The sequence below is a fragment of the Streptomyces sp. NBC_00569 genome (assembly GCF_036345255.1).
Lineage (GTDB): Bacteria > Actinomycetota > Actinomycetes > Streptomycetales > Streptomycetaceae > Streptomyces.
In genome coordinates, this window is sequence record NZ_CP107783.1 from 8,614,060 (window position 1) to 8,630,466 (window position 16,407).

The 16,407-nt window shown below is 68.5% G+C and carries 19 protein-coding genes and 1 pseudogene; 9 read left to right on the forward strand and 11 right to left on the reverse strand.

Annotated elements, in window-relative coordinates; all coding sequences use genetic code 11:
• The first annotated feature begins 11 nt into the window (after positions 1-11).
• Together OHO83_RS38840 and OHO83_RS38845 are read left to right on the forward strand one after the other, a co-directional pair.
• Entirely contained in the window at positions 12-935 is a 924-nt protein-coding gene (locus tag OHO83_RS38840) for a carbohydrate ABC transporter permease (protein WP_405602617.1), read from the forward strand.
• Entirely contained in the window at positions 932-1,864 is a 933-nt protein-coding gene (locus tag OHO83_RS38845) for a carbohydrate ABC transporter permease (protein ID WP_266667402.1), read from the forward strand. Before OHO83_RS38840 ends, OHO83_RS38845 begins: the two co-directional genes overlap by 4 nt.
• A gap of 478 nt (positions 1,865-2,342) precedes the next feature.
• Here OHO83_RS38845 and OHO83_RS38850 read toward each other — a convergent pair whose 3' ends face one another.
• The 4 genes from OHO83_RS38850 to OHO83_RS38865 all read right to left on the reverse strand — a co-directional run bounded on the left by OHO83_RS38850 (position 2,343) and on the right by OHO83_RS38865 (position 4,810).
• Entirely contained in the window at positions 2,343-2,747 is a 405-nt protein-coding gene (locus OHO83_RS38850; protein ID WP_330280564.1) for an STAS domain-containing protein, read from the reverse strand.
• A gap of 99 nt (positions 2,748-2,846) precedes the next feature.
• A complete protein-coding gene (locus tag OHO83_RS38855) occupies positions 2,847-3,710 on the reverse strand; it encodes a SigB/SigF/SigG family RNA polymerase sigma factor (protein ID WP_266667398.1) in 864 nt (287 codons plus the stop codon).
• Between the two features lie 133 nt (positions 3,711-3,843).
• Complete coding sequence (locus OHO83_RS38860; protein WP_266667396.1) at positions 3,844-4,230, reverse strand: ATP-binding protein; 387 nt, start codon at positions 4,228-4,230, stop codon at positions 3,844-3,846.
• Positions 4,231-4,639: 409 nt separating this feature from the next.
• Entirely contained in the window at positions 4,640-4,810 is a 171-nt protein-coding gene (locus OHO83_RS38865; protein WP_266567468.1) for a hydrophobic protein, read from the reverse strand.
• Between the two features lie 251 nt (positions 4,811-5,061).
• Between OHO83_RS38865 and OHO83_RS38870 the strand changes: the two genes are divergently transcribed.
• Positions 5,062-5,235 (forward strand): CsbD family protein, encoded by a 174-nt coding sequence (locus tag OHO83_RS38870; protein ID WP_266667393.1) that lies wholly within the window; start codon positions 5,062-5,064, stop codon positions 5,233-5,235.
• Between the two features lie 352 nt (positions 5,236-5,587).
• Here the strand turns inward: OHO83_RS38870 and OHO83_RS38875 are convergent, their stop codons facing one another.
• Entirely contained in the window at positions 5,588-6,847 is a 1,260-nt protein-coding gene (locus OHO83_RS38875; protein WP_330280565.1) for a phospholipase D-like domain-containing protein, read from the reverse strand.
• 19 nt (positions 6,848-6,866) lie between these two features.
• On the opposite strand from OHO83_RS38875, the gene OHO83_RS38880 reads away from it, so the two are divergent.
• A complete protein-coding gene (locus OHO83_RS38880; protein WP_330280566.1) occupies positions 6,867-7,577 on the forward strand; it encodes a DUF1206 domain-containing protein in 711 nt (236 codons plus the stop codon).
• A gap of 122 nt (positions 7,578-7,699) precedes the next feature.
• Here the strand turns inward: OHO83_RS38880 and OHO83_RS47105 are convergent, their stop codons facing one another.
• Positions 7,700-8,407 (reverse strand): VanZ family protein, encoded by a 708-nt coding sequence (locus OHO83_RS47105; RefSeq protein WP_443066075.1) that lies wholly within the window; start codon positions 8,405-8,407, stop codon positions 7,700-7,702.
• An 886-nt stretch (positions 8,408-9,293) separates the two neighbouring features.
• Between OHO83_RS47105 and OHO83_RS38890 the strand changes: the two genes are divergently transcribed.
• The 3 genes and pseudogenes from OHO83_RS38890 to OHO83_RS38900 form a co-directional block, all read left to right on the forward strand.
• Complete coding sequence (locus tag OHO83_RS38890) at positions 9,294-9,473, forward strand: hypothetical protein (RefSeq protein WP_266667389.1); 180 nt, start codon at positions 9,294-9,296, stop codon at positions 9,471-9,473.
• Between the two features lie 121 nt (positions 9,474-9,594).
• Positions 9,595-10,005 carry a hypothetical protein gene (locus OHO83_RS38895; protein WP_330280567.1) on the forward strand — a complete coding sequence of 137 codons (411 nt, stop codon included), beginning with the start codon at positions 9,595-9,597 and terminating at the stop codon, positions 10,003-10,005.
• A 123-nt stretch (positions 10,006-10,128) separates the two neighbouring features.
• Positions 10,129-10,266: pseudogene (locus OHO83_RS38900) on the forward strand (carbohydrate ABC transporter permease); the annotation flags it as partial.
• Positions 10,267-10,284: 18 nt separating this feature from the next.
• On the opposite strand, the gene OHO83_RS38905 reads toward OHO83_RS38900, so the two are convergent.
• Both OHO83_RS38905 and OHO83_RS38910 read right to left on the reverse strand, forming a co-directional pair.
• The gene (locus OHO83_RS38905) at positions 10,285-10,662 is read right to left on the reverse strand and encodes an anti-sigma factor antagonist (protein WP_266667386.1); all 378 of its coding nucleotides are present in this window, start codon (positions 10,660-10,662) and stop codon (positions 10,285-10,287) included.
• 61 nt (positions 10,663-10,723) lie between these two features.
• Positions 10,724-10,954 (reverse strand): hypothetical protein, encoded by a 231-nt coding sequence (locus OHO83_RS38910; RefSeq protein WP_266667384.1) that lies wholly within the window; start codon positions 10,952-10,954, stop codon positions 10,724-10,726.
• A 148-nt stretch (positions 10,955-11,102) separates the two neighbouring features.
• Here OHO83_RS38910 and OHO83_RS38915 point away from each other — a divergent pair, with 148 nt between their 5' ends.
• Positions 11,103-12,173, forward strand: a complete 1,071-nt coding sequence (locus tag OHO83_RS38915) for an NUDIX hydrolase (RefSeq protein WP_330280568.1) — start codon at positions 11,103-11,105, stop codon at positions 12,171-12,173.
• A 14-nt stretch (positions 12,174-12,187) separates the two neighbouring features.
• Here OHO83_RS38915 and OHO83_RS38920 read toward each other — a convergent pair whose 3' ends face one another.
• Together OHO83_RS38920 and OHO83_RS38925 are read right to left on the reverse strand one after the other, a co-directional pair.
• Entirely contained in the window at positions 12,188-12,925 is a 738-nt protein-coding gene (locus tag OHO83_RS38920; protein WP_330280569.1) for an MBL fold metallo-hydrolase, read from the reverse strand.
• Between the two features lie 93 nt (positions 12,926-13,018).
• Positions 13,019-14,377, reverse strand: coding sequence for a dipeptidase (locus tag OHO83_RS38925; RefSeq protein WP_330280570.1), 1,359 nt, complete (start codon positions 14,375-14,377; stop codon positions 13,019-13,021).
• Positions 14,378-14,588: 211 nt separating this feature from the next.
• Here OHO83_RS38925 and OHO83_RS38930 point away from each other — a divergent pair, with 211 nt between their 5' ends.
• Positions 14,589-15,884 (forward strand): geranylgeranyl reductase family protein, encoded by a 1,296-nt coding sequence (locus tag OHO83_RS38930; protein WP_405637098.1) that lies wholly within the window; start codon positions 14,589-14,591, stop codon positions 15,882-15,884.
• Here the strand turns inward: OHO83_RS38930 and OHO83_RS38935 are convergent.
• Positions 15,868-16,350, reverse strand: coding sequence for a nitroreductase family deazaflavin-dependent oxidoreductase (locus tag OHO83_RS38935; protein WP_266667376.1), 483 nt, complete (start codon positions 16,348-16,350; stop codon positions 15,868-15,870). The two genes, OHO83_RS38930 and OHO83_RS38935, sit on opposite strands and share 17 nt — an antisense overlap.
• Between the last annotated feature and the right edge of the window lie 57 nt (positions 16,351-16,407).

Below are 16,407 nucleotides of genomic sequence, written 5' to 3' on the forward strand. Positions count from 1 at the left end.
GTAGTGGGGGAATGCGTTCCGTGGCGCTGAAGACCGCGCGGCGCGCAGGGCGGCGGAGGTCACGGCGATTCACACGCCGTGACCTCGCCGTTCTCGTCGTGCTCCTGGGAATACCCGTACTGCTCGACATCGTCATCATCTGGGGGCCCACGCTCGCCTCCATCGGCCTGTCCTTCACGTCGTGGGACGGCATCGGCGACATCCACTGGGTCGGTGGAGAGAACTACCGGAACCTCGTCGACAACTATCCGCCGTTCTGGCCGGCCGTGCGCCACAACCTCCTGTGGCTCGCCTTTCTCGGCCTGATCGCCACGCCCTTCGGCCTCTTGCTCGCCGTGCTCATCGACCGGGGCGTGCGCTTCAGCCGCTTCTACCAGTCGACGCTCTATATGCCGGTCGTGCTCTCACTGGCCGTCGTCGGATTCATGGCGCAACTGATCCTCGGCACCGACCAGGGTGTCGTCAACACCCTCCTCGACAACCACAAGAACCCGGTCGACTGGCTGGGCGACTCCGACATCAACATCTGGATGATGATGCTGGCCGCGAGCTGGCGGCACACCGGATACGTGATGATCCTCTATCTCGCCGGCCTCAAATCCGTCGACCCGACCCTGAAAGAAGCCGCGGCGATCGACGGCGCGAACGCCCGCCAGACCTTTTTCCGCGTCGTCTTCCCGACGCTTCGCCCCGTCAATGTCATCGTCGGCGTCATCACCGTCATCGAGTCGCTGCGCGCCTTCGACATCGTCTACGCCGTGAACAAGGGCCGCAACGGCCTGGAGCTGCTGTCCGTCCTCATCACGGACAACGTCATCGGCGAGGCCAGCCGCATCGGCTTCGGCTCGGCCATCGCGGTCGTCCTCCTCACGGTCTCCCTGGGATTCATCGTGACGTTCCTGGTCCAAGAGCTGCGAGGTGCGCGCGACCGATGACCGCCGACATCCGTACGACATCCCCCGCCGCCCGGGGCCGCTCCCTGGCCGGCGGCGACCGGCGCGGTGAACACCCGCGCAGACGCGGCCGGTTCGGGGTGCACATCTTCCTCATGGCCGTCTCGCTGGCGTTCCTCGCTCCACTCCTGCTCGCGGTCTACGCCTCCTTGCGGCCCTACGAGGAGACGGCGCAGCACGGCTACTTCTCCCTGCCCGACCATCTGTCGTTCGACTACTACCGCGAGGCCCTCAGCGACTCGGGGATGGGCGAGTACTTCAAGAACACCCTGATCATCGCGGTCCCGGCCGTTCTGATCACGCTCTTTCTCGCCTCGTTCGTCGCGTTCGCGGTGTCGCGCATCAAGGTGCGCGGCGGAATCGTGCTCCTGATGTTCTTCACGGCGGGAAACCTGCTGCCACCCCAGGTGCTCGTCACTCCGCTGTACGTCCTCTTCCTGAAGATTCCGCTGCCCTGGTGGATGTCGGACTCACTGACGATGTACGACTCGTACTGGGCAGTGATCATCGTCAACATCGGATTCCAGCTGGGATTCTGTGTCTTCGTCCTGGCGAACTTCATGCGGACGCTTCCCCAGGAGATCCTCGAAGCGGCGATCGTCGACGGCGCGGGACTGTGGACGCAGTTCTGGCGCATCACGCTGCCACTGTGCCGACCGGCACTCGCGGCGCTCGGCACGCTCGAATTCACCTGGATCTACAACGACTTCCTCTGGGCCCTGATCTTCATCTCGAACCCCGACAAACTCCCGATCACCTCGTCCCTCAACAACCTCCGCGGCCAATTCTTCACGGACTACAACTTGCTGGCCGCCGGTTCGGTCCTGGTGGCCCTCCCCACGGTCCTGGTGTTCCTGCTCCTGCAGAGGCACTTCATCGCGGGACTCACCCTGGGGTCGAGCAAGGGGTAGCCGTCTGACCTGGCCCTTCCGGACGCTCAGGCCGCCAGAGCATCGACGCCGTCTGGCGGTTCGGGCCCGTCCGGGGGCGACGACACGGCCCCTTCAGAGGCACCGCCAGGTCCGGCGGAGTCGACGAGTCAGAGGCCGGGGAGAACCAGGGGAGATCCGTGCTCGCCGCTCGGTGTTCGTCACCGGGAGGCGGTGAGTTCGTGGGGCGCGCTCGTCCGCCTCCTTCTTTGTTGTCGCGGGACGGGGGACCTTCCAGGGCAGCGTCACGGTCTGAGACGGGTCGGCGCGGTGGGCCTTGACGCGCTGGGCGAGGTGACGGGTCGGCGCTGGCAGGTGCGGGTGTATGTGAGTGGTCGCGAGCGGGTCCGTGAACGGACTGAGCAGGAAGTCGCGGTCCCTGGCGAGCGCTACCCGCTGCAGTTCTGGCCGGCGTGACACCTGTCGGTCCCCGCTGGGGCGGGGACCGGGGAGATGACGGTCAGATGCCAGTGGCGGGTGTGTGACCCCTCGTTGCCGAGATCCCGACTGCGCGGAGTCGCTGCAGTCCCTCGTGTGCGGTGTCGGCGAGGGGCAGAACGGTGTCGATGCCGGTGATTTCCAGCAGTCGTCGCACTGCCGACTGCAGGGGCCCGGTGAGGACGAGCGGCCTGGCAAGCGAGGTGTGGTCGGAGAGCGTCCGGATGAGCTGGTTGAGGAAGGTGCTGTCGGCGAAGGTCACTTCCGACAGATCGAGGAGCGTTGCGTCCGTCGACGTGTCGGACAGCACCTGTGCGAAGACTTCCTCGACGTCGGCGAGATTGTGCAGGTCCACGTCGCCGAACGGCGTGATCACCGCCACACGTTCCTGCTGATCAACACGTACTTTCCCGCTGCCTGATGTCATGCGCAGCACCCTGACACACAGCGTCCGCGGCACGCACCCCGCCCTCCGGCACTTGTGGTGGAGGGCGGGGTGCGTGCGTTCACCAAGAGCGGGGCTGGACTAGTTGCTGGCCATCAGGCCGGTGCGGAGCTTCGCCACCACGCGGGTGATGAGACGGGAGACGTGCATCTGCGAGACACCGAGCGCCTCGCCGATCTGCGACTGGGTCTGCTCCTCGACGAAGCGGAGATGGATCAGTGTGCGTTCACGCTCGTCGAGGCCGGCGATGAGGGGGGCCAGGGAATGGAAGTTGTCGATGAGCTCGTAGGAGTCCTCTTCGAAGCCGATGAAATCGGCCAGCGCGGTGTCGGACTCGTCACCTGCGCTCATCACCGAGGCGTCCAGGGAGGAGGCGTTGTAGCCGTTGGAGGCCATCTGCGCCTGGGCGACCTCGGACGGTTCCAGCTGCATCAGCTCCGCCAGCTCGGCCGTGGAGGGGTTGCGGCCCAGGCGGGTGCGCAGCTCCTCGGTGGCCTTGGACAGTTCGATGCGGGCTTCCTGGAGGCGGCGCGGCACGTGCACGGCCCAGCTGGTGTCGCGGAAGAACCGCTTGATCTCACCGGTGATGTAGGGGACGGCGAACGTCGCGAACTCGACCTCACGGGTCAGTTCGAACCGGTCGATCGCCTTGATCAGGCCGATCGTGCCGACCTGAACGATGTCTTCCATCTCCTCCTGGCCGCGGTGACGGAAGCGGGAAGCCGCGTACTGCACCAGGGAGAGGTTCATCTCGATCAGGCAGTTGCGCACGTACTGATACTCGTGGGTGCCTTCCTCCAACTGCCCGAGCCGGCCGAAGAATCGCTTGCCGATCTCTCGCGCATCCTTCGGCGCGATGGAAGAGGGGTCGGCGTAAGCCCGCTCGACGAGGTCCTGCTGAGCCTGAGCGGCCGGGATCGTCTCCTGCGTCGTTACGGTGATCATGCACCCGCCCCTTTTGCTTGTTCCGAGCTTGTCTACCGCTCCCCGTTCTGGCGCGACTACCCGGCGTGGAGACGAACATGCATGCGGAGGCCAGAAGATCCTTCCGGTCGTCCGGTGATGAGCGACCCGTGCTCTACGGCAGGGCGAGGACGGCTGTGATGGTCTTGCCGCCGGGCTGGATGTCGACGGAGACGTGCGAGGCGAGGCGCTGGGTGATCATCCAGCCGAAGCCGCCGGGCTGTCCGGGGTTGTGGCGTACGAGGTGAGGTGCCGTCCTGCTGTGGTCGCTCACCTGCACCAGCAGGGCTCCGTCCTCGATGCGGGCATCGAACCGGGTGAGCCCGCCGCCGTGCAGGATCGCGTTGGACGCCAACTCGCCGGCCACCAGCAGGGCATCCTCACGAAAACGTCTGGCCTGGCCTGAGCGCAGCCGGCAGGCAGTTTCCACAACCGCCCTGACCTCGGCGCGCGCGTCGTGACAGCCCATCTCCTGGATCCCGGGCGCCGTGTGAGTGGCCATGAAGATCTCAGCCCCTCTCTGTGTCGTTCTGCGAACTCGTCAATCGGAAGGTGCGCCGTCGTGTTATCGCACCTGCCCGACTCGTCGCACAACACTCCCCCTATCCGACCAAAGGAAGAGCGTCAACGTTATCCAGTACAAGCACGGCACCTCGGGCACTCTGCCGATACTGGTCCCCATGTGCTGTTCCCGCCTTCCGCGCACGGCATTTCTGCACGCGGTCGATCCAGCGCGCTCTCCGCGGAATGTTGATGTGCTGTTCGAGCACGTCGGCCTGGCGGACGGCTCATCCTTCGTAGTCGCGCAGAAGAGGGGTGGTCCCCGACCGTCCCAGGTCGGGGGCCACCCCTCAGTCCATCGCCCTGGCGGCAGTGCTGCGTCCGCCCGGGCCGTCTTCAGCCGGCGGTGATCACCATCGGTACCAGCGGCCCTTGCGGCCACCGCTCGCCGCCGGACGGATCACGAAGCCGAGCAGCCACAGCACCAGGACGATGACCGCGATCCACCACAGGGCCTTCAACGCGAAGCCCGCGCCGAAGAGGATCAGAGCCAGAAGAAGAACAAGAATCAGGGGAACCATCGTTATCGACCTCCTGACCGCCATGTGTCCTCGTCTCACTCACGCAAACGCATGAAAGACGCGTTTGTTTTATAGAGGCAAGGGTATTTGATCGCGCCGTGGCCGCTCGCTGAATTCCCTTGCCCGTACTGGTCATCGGATGCCGTGGTTATCCATCCGGGAAATTCGCCGCCACTCATGTTTGCGCTGTTGATCCGTGGCCACACGAGCTGACAGCACATGATGTCCAAGCCAAGGGAGTGTGAGCGGACTTGACTGCCAACGAGAAGGCCAAGGCCAAGACCGAGCAGGTCACGGGCGCCGCCAAGGAGGTCGCGGGACGCACCGTCGGCAACGAACGTCTGACCGTCGAGGGCCGCGCAGAGCGCAAGAAGGGCGACGCCCGGGAGGCCAAGGAGAAGATCAAGGATGTCGGCAAGCACTAGCCGACCGGATGACGCGACAGCGGTGGGGCGGACTCCTCGGGAGAGTCCGCCCCACCGCTGTCGCGTCATTCGGTCCTCCCCGCCACTCGCTGCGGGGTGGTGACCTTTGAGAACGAGGAATTCCTCTCGGCCAGGAAGACCAGGCTCTCGCACGTCTCGTCGGGGGAACGCCGTGTGGTCCCTTCCGGGTTTTCGCTCGTGGCGCTGACAACCCCGCGCAGCGATGGGCCCAGTCCAGCAACTGGGCCGGGGCTGGGGCACGCTGAGGCCCACGTGCCGGGAAAAGGACTTCAGCCCTCACGGGTGGTGCAGTCGGCCGGCGTGGGACTGGCGCGGTGGCGGGTCCGGCGGGTCAGAGGAAGCGCCGGATGGGTACGACAGCTGCTTCCCTGGCGCGCTGGAGGGTCGAACGGCGCTTCCAGCGTCCGGGCCTCATGAGCTCGCTGCGCTCGATATCCTCGGTGAAATGGCCATCGAGCGTGGCGGTGAACGTCTGGTCCAGGACGGCGAGCATGACCTCTTCGTCGTGGTCGAGGGAGCGGCGGTTGAAGTTCGTCGAACCGACCAGGGCCATGGTTCTGTCGATGGTGATGACCTTGGTGTGCAGCATTGTCGGCTGATACTGGAAGACCTTTACGCCGCACGCGGTGAGGTCTTCGTAGTAGCGCTGGCCGGCCAGCCGGGAGACCCTCTTGTCGGTGTGCGGGCCCGGGAGCAGGATCTCGATCTCGACGCCGCGGCGTGCGGCGGCGCACAGCAGCTCGATGAAGAACGCATCAGGCGCGAAGTAGGCGGTGGCCAGCCGAATCCGTTCCTCCGCAGACTCGATCACCACGCGCAGCAGTGTCTGCATGTCCTGCCAGCCGAAACTGGCCGAGCCTCGCACCACCTGCACGACGGCTTCGCCCTGCGGGGCGTGGTTGATGAACCGGTCGCGGTCATCGAAGAGTTCGTCATGGCACTCGGCCCAGTTCTGGGCGAAAGCGGCGGCCAGCCCGTCCACGGCGGGACCGCGCACCTGCACGTGGGTGTCGCGCCATTCGTCCGGAGTGCGGGCGTCGCCGCACCACTCCTCGGCGATACCGACCCCGCCGGTGAACGCGGTCTCCTCATCGACGACCAGGACCTTGCGGTGACAGCGGTGATTCTGCTTCAGCGGTGACAGATAGAGCGGCTTGCGGAACCAGGCCACCTGCACACCGGCCCGCTCCATCACCTCCAGCTGATCCTTCTCGATGAGCCGGCTGCCGAAGCCGTCCAGCAGAAGGCGCACCCGCACCCCCTCCCGCGCCCGGTCCGCCAGTGCGTTGGCGAACCGCTGGGCGATCTCGCCCTTCCAGTACACGAACGTCATCATGTCTACGGTGTGGCGCGCGGAGCGGATGCCGTCCAGCATCGCTGTGAAGATCTCGTCGCCGTTGCGCAGCGGGACCAGCGCGTTGCCTTCGGTCGCCGCTACCCCTATGAGTCTCTCCAGCCGACGTCTGGCGCGCCGGGCCCGCTCATCAAGGATGGCCTTGATGTCCCCCTCTCCCGCGCTCCCGGAGGAAGATGAGCTGACGATGTCGGTCGTTCCGGTGGGGCCTGCGGGAGCGCTCTGCGTGTGTGTCATAGATGCACCTTCCTCGACGATGAGCGGGAGACCAGAAGCAAAGGGCCTGGTCCAGGGATCGCATACCCCACTGTGGGCGGAAGGCGCGCATGGCAACCGGATCGGTAACGGCACGCGGGCGCCAGGCCCGGCGCGCGGCGAACGGCACGGCAGTTTCGGGCGCAGCTCGTGCGGGCGTCGTGGCCCGTGGGGCCAGGTCATCCACCCACTCATTGGCGTGCTCTCGCTCAGGATCGCCTTCTCGGACGGAGGTGGTGAGCAGGCAGACCGGGGTGGTGCCATTGCCGCGATCGCTGAGAAGCTCTTTGGCGCGGTTCCGCTGTGGTTGCTCGGCATAGCGCTGGTGGGGATGGCTGCGTGGCGGCCGACCGAAGCGGCCTTGGGGCAGGCGGGGCCCGACGGCTGGAAGGCGAGCAAGAGGGCGATGGCCGCAGGCCGCTGCGTCTCTTTCGGATTCGTCGCCTACTCCGTGCTGTCGTACGCGGCCGGGGAGAAGGGAAGCGGCAGCGGGAGCTTGGACAAGGACGCCCAGGACATCAAGGTCCTGGACTGGCCCGCCGGGCAGTGGATCGTCGGGATCGCGGGTGCGGCGGTGGCCGGTGCTGGTGCACAGATCGCTGTCAGGGCGGTCACGCACAAGTTCAAGAAGCACCTGAAGATGTCTGATATGTCGCCGAAGACCCGCAAGGTGGTCAATTCGTTGAACTTCTCCGAGTACCGCTTCGTGTAATTGCCCCACACCTGGCGTTGCTTCTGAGCTCACACCTCCCGGCCTCCAGGTGTCCGCACTCAAGGGGAGGCTTCACCAGTGCCTCAGGAGGAGGCTCCTGTCGCGGCGGGCGGCGTAGCAAATCAGGGGCGCTTGGCCCGCAGCAACGCGGGAATCCTCTTGCGGAGACGTTTCGGCGCAGTTTGCTTCCTGGTCGTTTTCCTGGTCTTTGTCTTGGCGTTTGTTTTGGTGCCCGCCGTGGGGCGGGCATCGCTTTTGTGCCAGGCCCACATCCAGCGGTTCCGGCTCTTCTTGACGGCGGCGTCCCGAGCTGGTTCGTCGGCCGATTCGGTGCGCGGGCGCCACCAGTGGAAGCGGCGCGGATGCAACGCTCGGCCGAGCCTGCGGCCGAGGACGAGATACCCGAGGAAGGCGCCCGCCGCGTTGAGGATCACATCGTCGATGTCGAATGCCCGGCCGGCGACCAGCAGTCCTTGAGCGATCTCTACGGTGAGCATCACGAACGCCGTCATGAGTACCACTCGGACGAGGCCCCGTGTGCGTGGGAAGATCACCGGCAGCAGGAATCCGAACGGCACTCCCAGAACGACGTTTCCTCCCACCTGCTTGATCGTGTCTCGCCAGTCAGGCTGGTTGAAGTACAGCCGAATCGAGCTGCCGGGGTGCAGGTTGGTGTGGGTCAACGGTACTGACGCAGGTGACGGGACGAGTGTGACCTTCGCCAGCGCGACGGCGAACGCCACCATGCAGACGAAACCAACCGCCATGACAAAGGCGCGTACCAGATTCCAGCCCCATGAGTGTTGCTGCAGGCGAGGTTCGGGTTCCATGCGGCGCCAAGTACCCGGAAGCTGGTGCCGCACACGTCGTACGGCCTGATGCGTGCGGCACCGCGTGCGCCCCAACGCGATTCTGGGGGCGTCGGTTCCCCCTGTCGGCGCCGGCAGCCTCGAAGCGTGGCGCCGACATCAACTTCAGCTCTCCTGGCGGCGCGTGGCGGGACGAGCGACCGGTGGTCGATCAGCGAGGTGATGGCACGCGCCCGCGAGATCGAGGACCTCGGCTACGCATCGCGTCCTGCGGCGAAGCCGGAGGCAGGGAGTCCTTCCTCCAGACCGACACCCTGCTTGGTGGCACCGAGCGGCTGGCGGTCGGCACCGGCATCTCCTCGGCGAGGGGCGGGTTGGCCAAGGTCCGCCCGGGTGGGTGCGCTTGCCGACCCGGGATCCGACGATGCCGGCCCCGGGCCCGGACGACGCACCGTGCCGGCAACGAGGCCGAGTGCAGACCGATGACGCACGTCCACACCCGACCGCCTGCACCCGGACCCCTCGCGGTGGCGCACGCGGGACCGCGGCAGCGCAGCCGACTCGGACACTGGGAGTCGTCTGCGCTGTTTCGTCATGTGTGGCTACCGTTCCTTAAGCGCGACATCGTCGTCGCTCAGCGACGCCGCAGTCGGTCGAGCCACGCGCGAGCCTGAGCCTGCTTGCGGGGGTCCGCGGCCGTCCGGCGCGCCGTCGCGATGGCCCGCCGGCCTTGCGGACTGCGGCTGTACTGCTTGATCCGGTCGAGAATGCCGGGCATGACGCCTCCAAGGTGTCGTTCGGTAAGAGCCGCCACATCGCGTCGCCGCTCACGTTGCGGCTACCCGGGAAGCAGTACGGAACACGAAAGCGGGCACACGGGCGACAACGACTAGGAACAGGAGTTCCCATGTTTGCCATCGCCTCTGCCGTGCTGCTCTTCCTGGCATTCCTGATCAATGCCGCCGACATCGCGACGAACGACGTCTTCTCGTCCGTGAACGTCATGCTCCTCGGACTCACCGCTCTGGCTCTCCATCTGGCGGGAGCCGGTGGCTGGGCGCGTACCAGAACGTCGCGTCGACGCTGAACACGTGCTCACACCCCGGTCCTACGCGGTGTGGTGCACGCGCAAGTAGTCGATCATGGTCGGGGTTTCCCGGGGTACCTGTCTCTCCACGACGTTCACTGACGGACGAGGAGATTCAGTGGTGACACGCGAGCCCGACAGCGTGAACAGGTGCGCGTCCCAGGACCAGTTGCGCACCCCCGCCCGTGGCGGGGGCGATCGCCTGAGCGTGCTGGTGGTCGCCCTCGCGCTGATCGGGGCTGTGTTCTGCGCCGGCCTGCTGCTCTTCGTGCGCTTCGCCCACTGGGCCGGGGCGCATCCGTTCGCGGGAACCCTCCTCATCGTGCTTGTTGTTCCGGTGCTCTACGTGGCGCTGCGGGCGATGCCCTGGACACGCGAGCTGCGCCGGGCCGCCCGCGCCGGCATGGCCGAGGCCGACCGTGAGTTGGGGGTGTGTCCAGCCGGTGCGTCGGGCGCGGTGCGAGCGGTCGAGCACAGCGCTTCGACCCAAAAAGCCCCCTATCGGGCCCGCCCCGGGCGCCCTGGGGAGTGACTGGGGAGCGGGAGGAATCTCTCCCGGTACCAGCTGATAGAACTCAATGGCAAGCAATCGCACCTCTTGATGTCTGGTCAGAGCGCTGCGGCAGGCGACTGGTCTCATCGCCCCAGGCCGGCCAACGTTGATGGCCAATTCTTCACCGACTACAGCTTGCTGGCTGCCGGTTCGGTCCTCGTGGCGCTCCCCACGATCATGGTGTTCCTGCGCCTGCAGAGACACTTCATCGCGGGACTCACGCTGGGGTCGAGCAAGGGACAGCCGGAACCGGCCGCTCTAGTTCTGCCGTGTCGCCGCCTCGACGGTCGGGGCCGGGGCGAAGAGGGGCAGCAGGCCCGTCACCTCCAGCAGGCGCAGCGTCAGGGGGTGGTCGCAGACCAGTCTGAGGCGGCCGCCGCGGGACTCGACGTGGCGGCGGGTGCGCAGGAGGAGGGTCAGGCCCGAGCAGTCGAGGAACGTCGTGCGGGTCAGGTCGATGACCACGGTGGCAGCCGGGCCCGCTGCCACCGTCTCGAGCAGGGCGACGGAGCCCTGGAGCGTCACGATGTCGACCTCGCCGCGCAGTTCGACGACGACGCAGTCACCGGTCTCGTAGACCACCGCAGGCGCCGGGGGCGTGCCCGTGCCGCCGCGGCGATGTTCACCCTGTCGCATGGATCCCCTCGGCCGCGCGGGCCCACCTCATGGGGAGAGCGCTCCCGTACACCGTCCGGAGTCAGCTCTGGGAGTGCGGCCGGCGGGCGGCCTGGCGCAGGGTCTTCTGTACGTCGTGCCGGTTCAGGCTCTGTTCCTGCGCGAACGCCGTGACCGCGGCCTCGACCTTGGCCGCCGCCTCGAACCAGGCCTCCTGCTGTGCCTGGCGCTCCCCTTCGTCGAGGTGCTCCAGAGTGCGGCCCTTGTCGTCGGCGTCGTGCTGCATGCGAATCAACTCTTCGGGAAGGTCCACGGAGCGGATCCTAAGCGGCCCTCGCGGCTCGTTCGCGGACCTCGGTGACGTGCGCGAGGCGTACGCGAGGCGCGCCCCCATCAGGTGCTGGTTTCCGGCGCACGCTGTTGCGGGCAAGCCTCAGGGGGCCGACGGAGGAGGGGGAACCGTGATCGTCTGGATCAACGGTGCTTTCGGTGCGGGGAAGTCCGCCACCGCACGGGAACTGATCGAGCTGATCCCGAATAGCACGCTCTTCGACCCCGACGTGATCGGCGGGGAACTGGCGCGGCTGCTGCCCGCCAAGCACCTGGCCGAGGTGACCGACATCCAGGACCTGCGGATCTGGCGGCGCCTCGTCGTCGACACGGCGGCCGCGCTGCTCGCCGAGGTGGGCGGCGTTCTCGTCGTCCCGGCGACCCTGCTCAGGCAGGAGTACCGCGACGAGATCTTCGGCGGTCTCGCCGCCCGCAGGATCCCCGTACGCCATGTGCTTCTCGCCCCGGCCGAAACGATCCTGCGCGAGCGAACGGCCCGCCGCGAGACACGGCCCGACTCGCCCGACGGCGAGATACGCGAGACAGCCGAGACAGGCGAGATGGGCGTCCGGCAGTGGCCCTACGAGCACATCGAGGCCTACGGCACGGCGCTGGCCACCTGGCTCGCCGCCGACGCCCACCCCGTCGACACCAGCGCACTGAGTGCGTACGAAGCGGCCGTCCGCATCGCCGACGCCGTGCGCACCGGCGCCGTCGAGCCCTGCGACATCGTGCAGACACCCGAGCCCACGGGGGAGACCGTCGCCGCGGGCGTACTGCTCTTCGACGAGGACGACCGCGTCCTGCTCGTCGACCCCACGTACAAGGCCGGCTGGGAGTTCCCCGGCGGTGTCGTGGAACCCGGGGAAGCTCCCGCCAGGGCCGGGGTCCGGGAGGTCGCCGAGGAGACCGGGATACAGCTCCCCGAGCTGCCCGGGCTGCTCGTCGTCGACTGGGAGGCGCCCGCACCCCCCGCGTACGGCGGCCTGCGGCTGCTCTTCGACGGCGGGCGCCTCGACGGCGCCGAGGCCCGCCGCATGATCCTTCCGGGTCCGGAACTGCGCGGCTGGCGGTTCGTCACCGAGCAGGAGGCCGCCGGACTCATGCCTCCGGTGCGGTACGAGCGCCTGCGCTGGGCGCTGCGAGCCCGCGAGCGCGGCGCCGCCCTCTACCTGGAGGCCGGAGTGCCGGTGGGCAGCTGACGCCGTACGGGTGACTAGGCGGCGTCCAGGCGCGCGGCCACCGCGCGCCGGACCGCCGCCGACCCGCTCGTCACGGGGTCGCCGTGCCCGAAGCACGCCACGTCGGAGTCGAGCGAGGCCAGGGTGCGGAGGGACTCGACGGACCGGCGGCGGTCGAGGTTGAACACACCCGGCATGACCTGCCCGTCCAGCGGGGAGGCGGCCACGGCGTCACCCGTGAACAGCACACCGTGGTGGGGAAGATGGAGCGCGATGCTGCCGTCCGTGTGCCCGGGCACCGCGACGACGCGGGCGCCGCCGCCGAAGTCGAGCGTCTCACCGCCCGCCAACTCCCGTACTTCACGCGGCAGTACAGGGTCCGTCGGCGGGGGCGGGAGTAGCTTCAGGGCCTCGGCGTGCAGCGGGCGCTCCCAGTCCTCGAACTCCGGTGCAGGACCCGTCCGTTCACCGCGTACGAACGGCGCGTCGAGCCGGTGCGCGTACACCACCGCCCCGCTGAGCGCCGCGAACTCACCCGCGCCGCCCGCGTGGTCCTCGTGGAAGTGTGTCAGGACGATCCGGCGCACCTCGCGCGGATGCCGGCCCAGCGCGCGGACGGCGTCGGCGATCGCCGCCCCGGCGCCGGCCGCCCCCGCGTCCACCAGCGTCAACTCGTCCCCGTCGTCCCACAGATAGGCCTGCCCCACCGGGAAGCGCAACAGGTGCAGGCGGGGGACGACCTCGATCACATCGGTGATGGCGTAGATGCTCATACGCCGACCGTAGGGACGGGCGGCTGTCCGGGCGACATGGCTACGCCCCGGGCAGAAGGGTTCCGCCCGGGGCGAAGGTGGCGGCTGCGCGGCTCAGATCGCGGCGTAGTTCTGGAGGAACAGGGCCTCGGCGACCGAGAGGCGCTCCAGCTCCTGCGGCGACACGCTCTCGTTCACCGCGTGGATCTGCGCCTCGGGCTCGCTCAGGCCGATCAGCAGGATCTCCGCCTCCGGGTACAGCGACGCCAGCGTGTTGCACAGCGGGATCGAGCCGCCCTGGCCCGCGTACTGCATCTCCTGGCCGTCGTAGGCGACGCTCATCGCCTCCGTCATGGCCGCGTACGCCGGGCTGTCGGTGTTCGCGCGGAACGCCTGGCCCTGTCCGATCTGTTCGACCTGGACGCGGGCACCCCACGGGGTGTGCGACTCGACGTGCGCGACGAGGAGCTTCGTCGCCTCCACGGCGTCCGTGCCCGGCGGCACCCGCAGGCTGATCAGGGCGCGCGCCCCGGCCTGCACGGACGGCGTAGCGCCGACGACGGGCGGGCAGTCGATGCCGAGGACGGTGACGGCGGGGCGGGCCCAGATGCGGTCGGCGACGGTGCCCGAACCGATCAGCTCGACACCGTCGATGACCTTGGCGTCCTTGCGGAACTGGCCCTCGTCGTACTGGAGACCGTCCCACGCGGCGTCGGTCGCGAGACCGTCGACCGTCGTCGAGCCGTCCTCCGCGCGCAGCGAGTCGAGGATCCGCACCAGCGCCGCGAGCGCGTCCGGGGCCGCGCCGCCGAACTGTCCCGAGTGCAGGTTGCCCCCGAGCGTGTCGACCCGGACCCTGATGAGCGTCATGCCGCGCAGCGTCGACGTGGCCGTCGGCAGGCCGACCCGGAAGTTGCCCGCGTCACCGATGACGATCGTGTCCGCCTTCAGCAGCTCCGGGTGCTGCTCGGCGTACCGCTCGAGACCGCCCGTGCCCTGCTCCTCGGAACCTTCGGCGATCACCTTGACGTTCACCGGGACGCCGCCGTTGGCCTTGAGCGCCCGCACCGCGAGCAGGTGCATCAGGACCCCGCCCTTGCAGTCCGCGGCGCCGCGCCCGTACCAGCGGCCGTCCTCGCGCTCCGTCAGCTCGAACGGCGGAGTGACCCACGCCGACTCGTCCAGCGGCGGCTGCACGTCGTAGTGCGCGTACAGGAGAACGGTCGGCGCGCCCTCGGGGCCCGGCAGGAAACCGTAGACCGACTGCGTCCCGTCCGGGGTGTCGAGCAGCGCGACGTCCTGGAAGCCCTCGGCGCGCAGCGCGTGCGCCACCCAGCTCGCGGCGCCCTCGCTCTCGCTCTTCGGGAACTGGTCGAAGTCCGCCACCGACTTGAACGCCACCAGTTCGGCGAGCTCGGTCCGGGCCCCGGGCATGAGCGAGGCGACGGTCTCGGCGATCGGATTCGGTGACATGGGAACGCTCCTCGTAGGTGCGACGTTGCACGTGTGTATACGTATGCGGCTTTCGCACGCGTCCGTGCGGGTCCGCCGTCGGCTGGTGTGCGTGAGCGTTTCGTGCACAGGGCATGCAGCGCCGATCCTCCCACAGGGGGTCGGCAGGACACCGCCGTAGGATGCCTGGGAAAGGTGCGGCAGGCGGCTGGATCGGGAGCAGTAGACCATCGTGAGCAGCGAGAACTCGGCGGGCGGCAACGGTACGGGCGAGCACGCGGCGGACGCCGGTGGCGGCGGGCAGGTGTGGGACGTCGTCATCGTGGGCGCCGGTCCCGCGGGCGCCTCCGCCGCCTACGCGGCAGCGGTCGCCGGACGCAGCGTCCTCCTTCTGGAGAAGGCGGAACTGCCCCGGTACAAGACATGCGGCGGCGGCATCATCGGCCCCTCCAGGGACGCGCTGCCCCCGGGGTTCGAGCTGCCGTTCCGGGACAGGATCGACGCGGTGACGTTCTCCCTCGACGGGAAGTTCACCCGCACCCGGCGCTCCCGGCACATGCTGTTCGGCCTGGTGAACCGCGCCGACTTCGACCACCAGCTCGTCGAGCACGCCCAGAAGGCGGGCGCCGAACTGCGCACGGGGGCGACGGTCTCGCGGGTCGAGCAGCACGGCTCGGCCGTGCCCGACCGTCGCACGGTCGCCGTGATCCTCCAGGGCGGCGAGACGGTCCTGGCCCGCGCCGTCGTCGGGGCGGACGGCAGTGCCAGCCGCATAGGGGCTCATGTCGGGGTGAAGCTCGACCAGGTCGACCTCGGCCTCGAGGCGGAGATTCCCGTGCCCGAGACGGTCGCCGAGGACTGGAAGGGCCGCGTCCTCATCGACTGGGGCCCGATGCCCGGCAGTTACGGCTGGGTTTTCCCCAAGGGGGACACCCTGACCGTCGGAGTGATCTCGGCGCGGGGCGAGGGTGCCGCCACCAAGCGGTACTTGGAGGACTTCATCGCCCGGCTCGGCCTCGCCGGCTTCGAACCGTCGGTCTCCTCCGGCCATCTGACGCGCTGCCGCGCCGACGACTCGCCACTCTCGCGCGGCCGCGTACTCGTCTGCGGTGACGCGGCGGGACTTCTCGAACCGTGGACCCGCGAGGGCATCTCGTTCGCGCTGCGCTCCGGTCGTCTCGCGGGGGAGTGGGCGGTCCGCGTCTCCGAGGCGCACGACGCGGTGGACGCGCGCCGGCAGGCTCTGAACTACGCGTTCGCGGTCAAGGCGGGTCTCGGGGTCGAGATGAGCGTCGGCAAGCGGATGCTGACGGTCTTCGAGCGCAGGCCCGGTGTGCTGCATGCGGCGATCACCGGGTTCCGGCCCGCGTGGAAGGCGTTCGCCCGCATCACCCGCGGTTCGACGACGCTGGGCGAGATCGTCAGGACGTACCCGATGGCCGGTCGCGTCCTGAGCCGTCTGGACCGGCCGGCCGCGCCGGTCGCGCCGTCGGTCGACGACGATCCGGAGGCTACTTCTCGACCGTGATGAGGAAGACCGGGTGGTCCGGTGCGGCGGCGGTCAGCTCTTCGTCGGTCGACTTGGCGGTGATGCCCTGGAAGTACTGGTTGACCTCCCAGCCCCACTTCTCCAGGTAGCTGCGCAGGATCGGCAGCTTCTCGCTGTCGGGCACCTCGGTCGCGGTGAACGTACGGACCTTGCGCCCGACGCGCAGCTCGCCGGCTTCGGCGACGCGCATGTTGCGCACCCACTGGGAGTGCCCGCGCGCCGAGACGATGTACTGCGCGTCCTCGTACGTGTGCGGGTTGACCGGGATGCGCTGCATCTGGCCGCTCTTGCGGCCGCGCACGGAGAGTTCGGCGGACCCCATCAGGCTGACGCCGTGCCGCGCGAGCCAGCCGATCACGCCGTTCAGCCGGACGTTGAGGCGGCTGCCCTTCAGGTAGTAGGGGCTGGGGGAGGACGACGAGCCGGACTGGGCGTTCGCGGTCATGGGGTTCTCCTGGGTGTGGGTGGCGCGGTGTGAGCGCCGCTGGAGTCGGTCTCGATC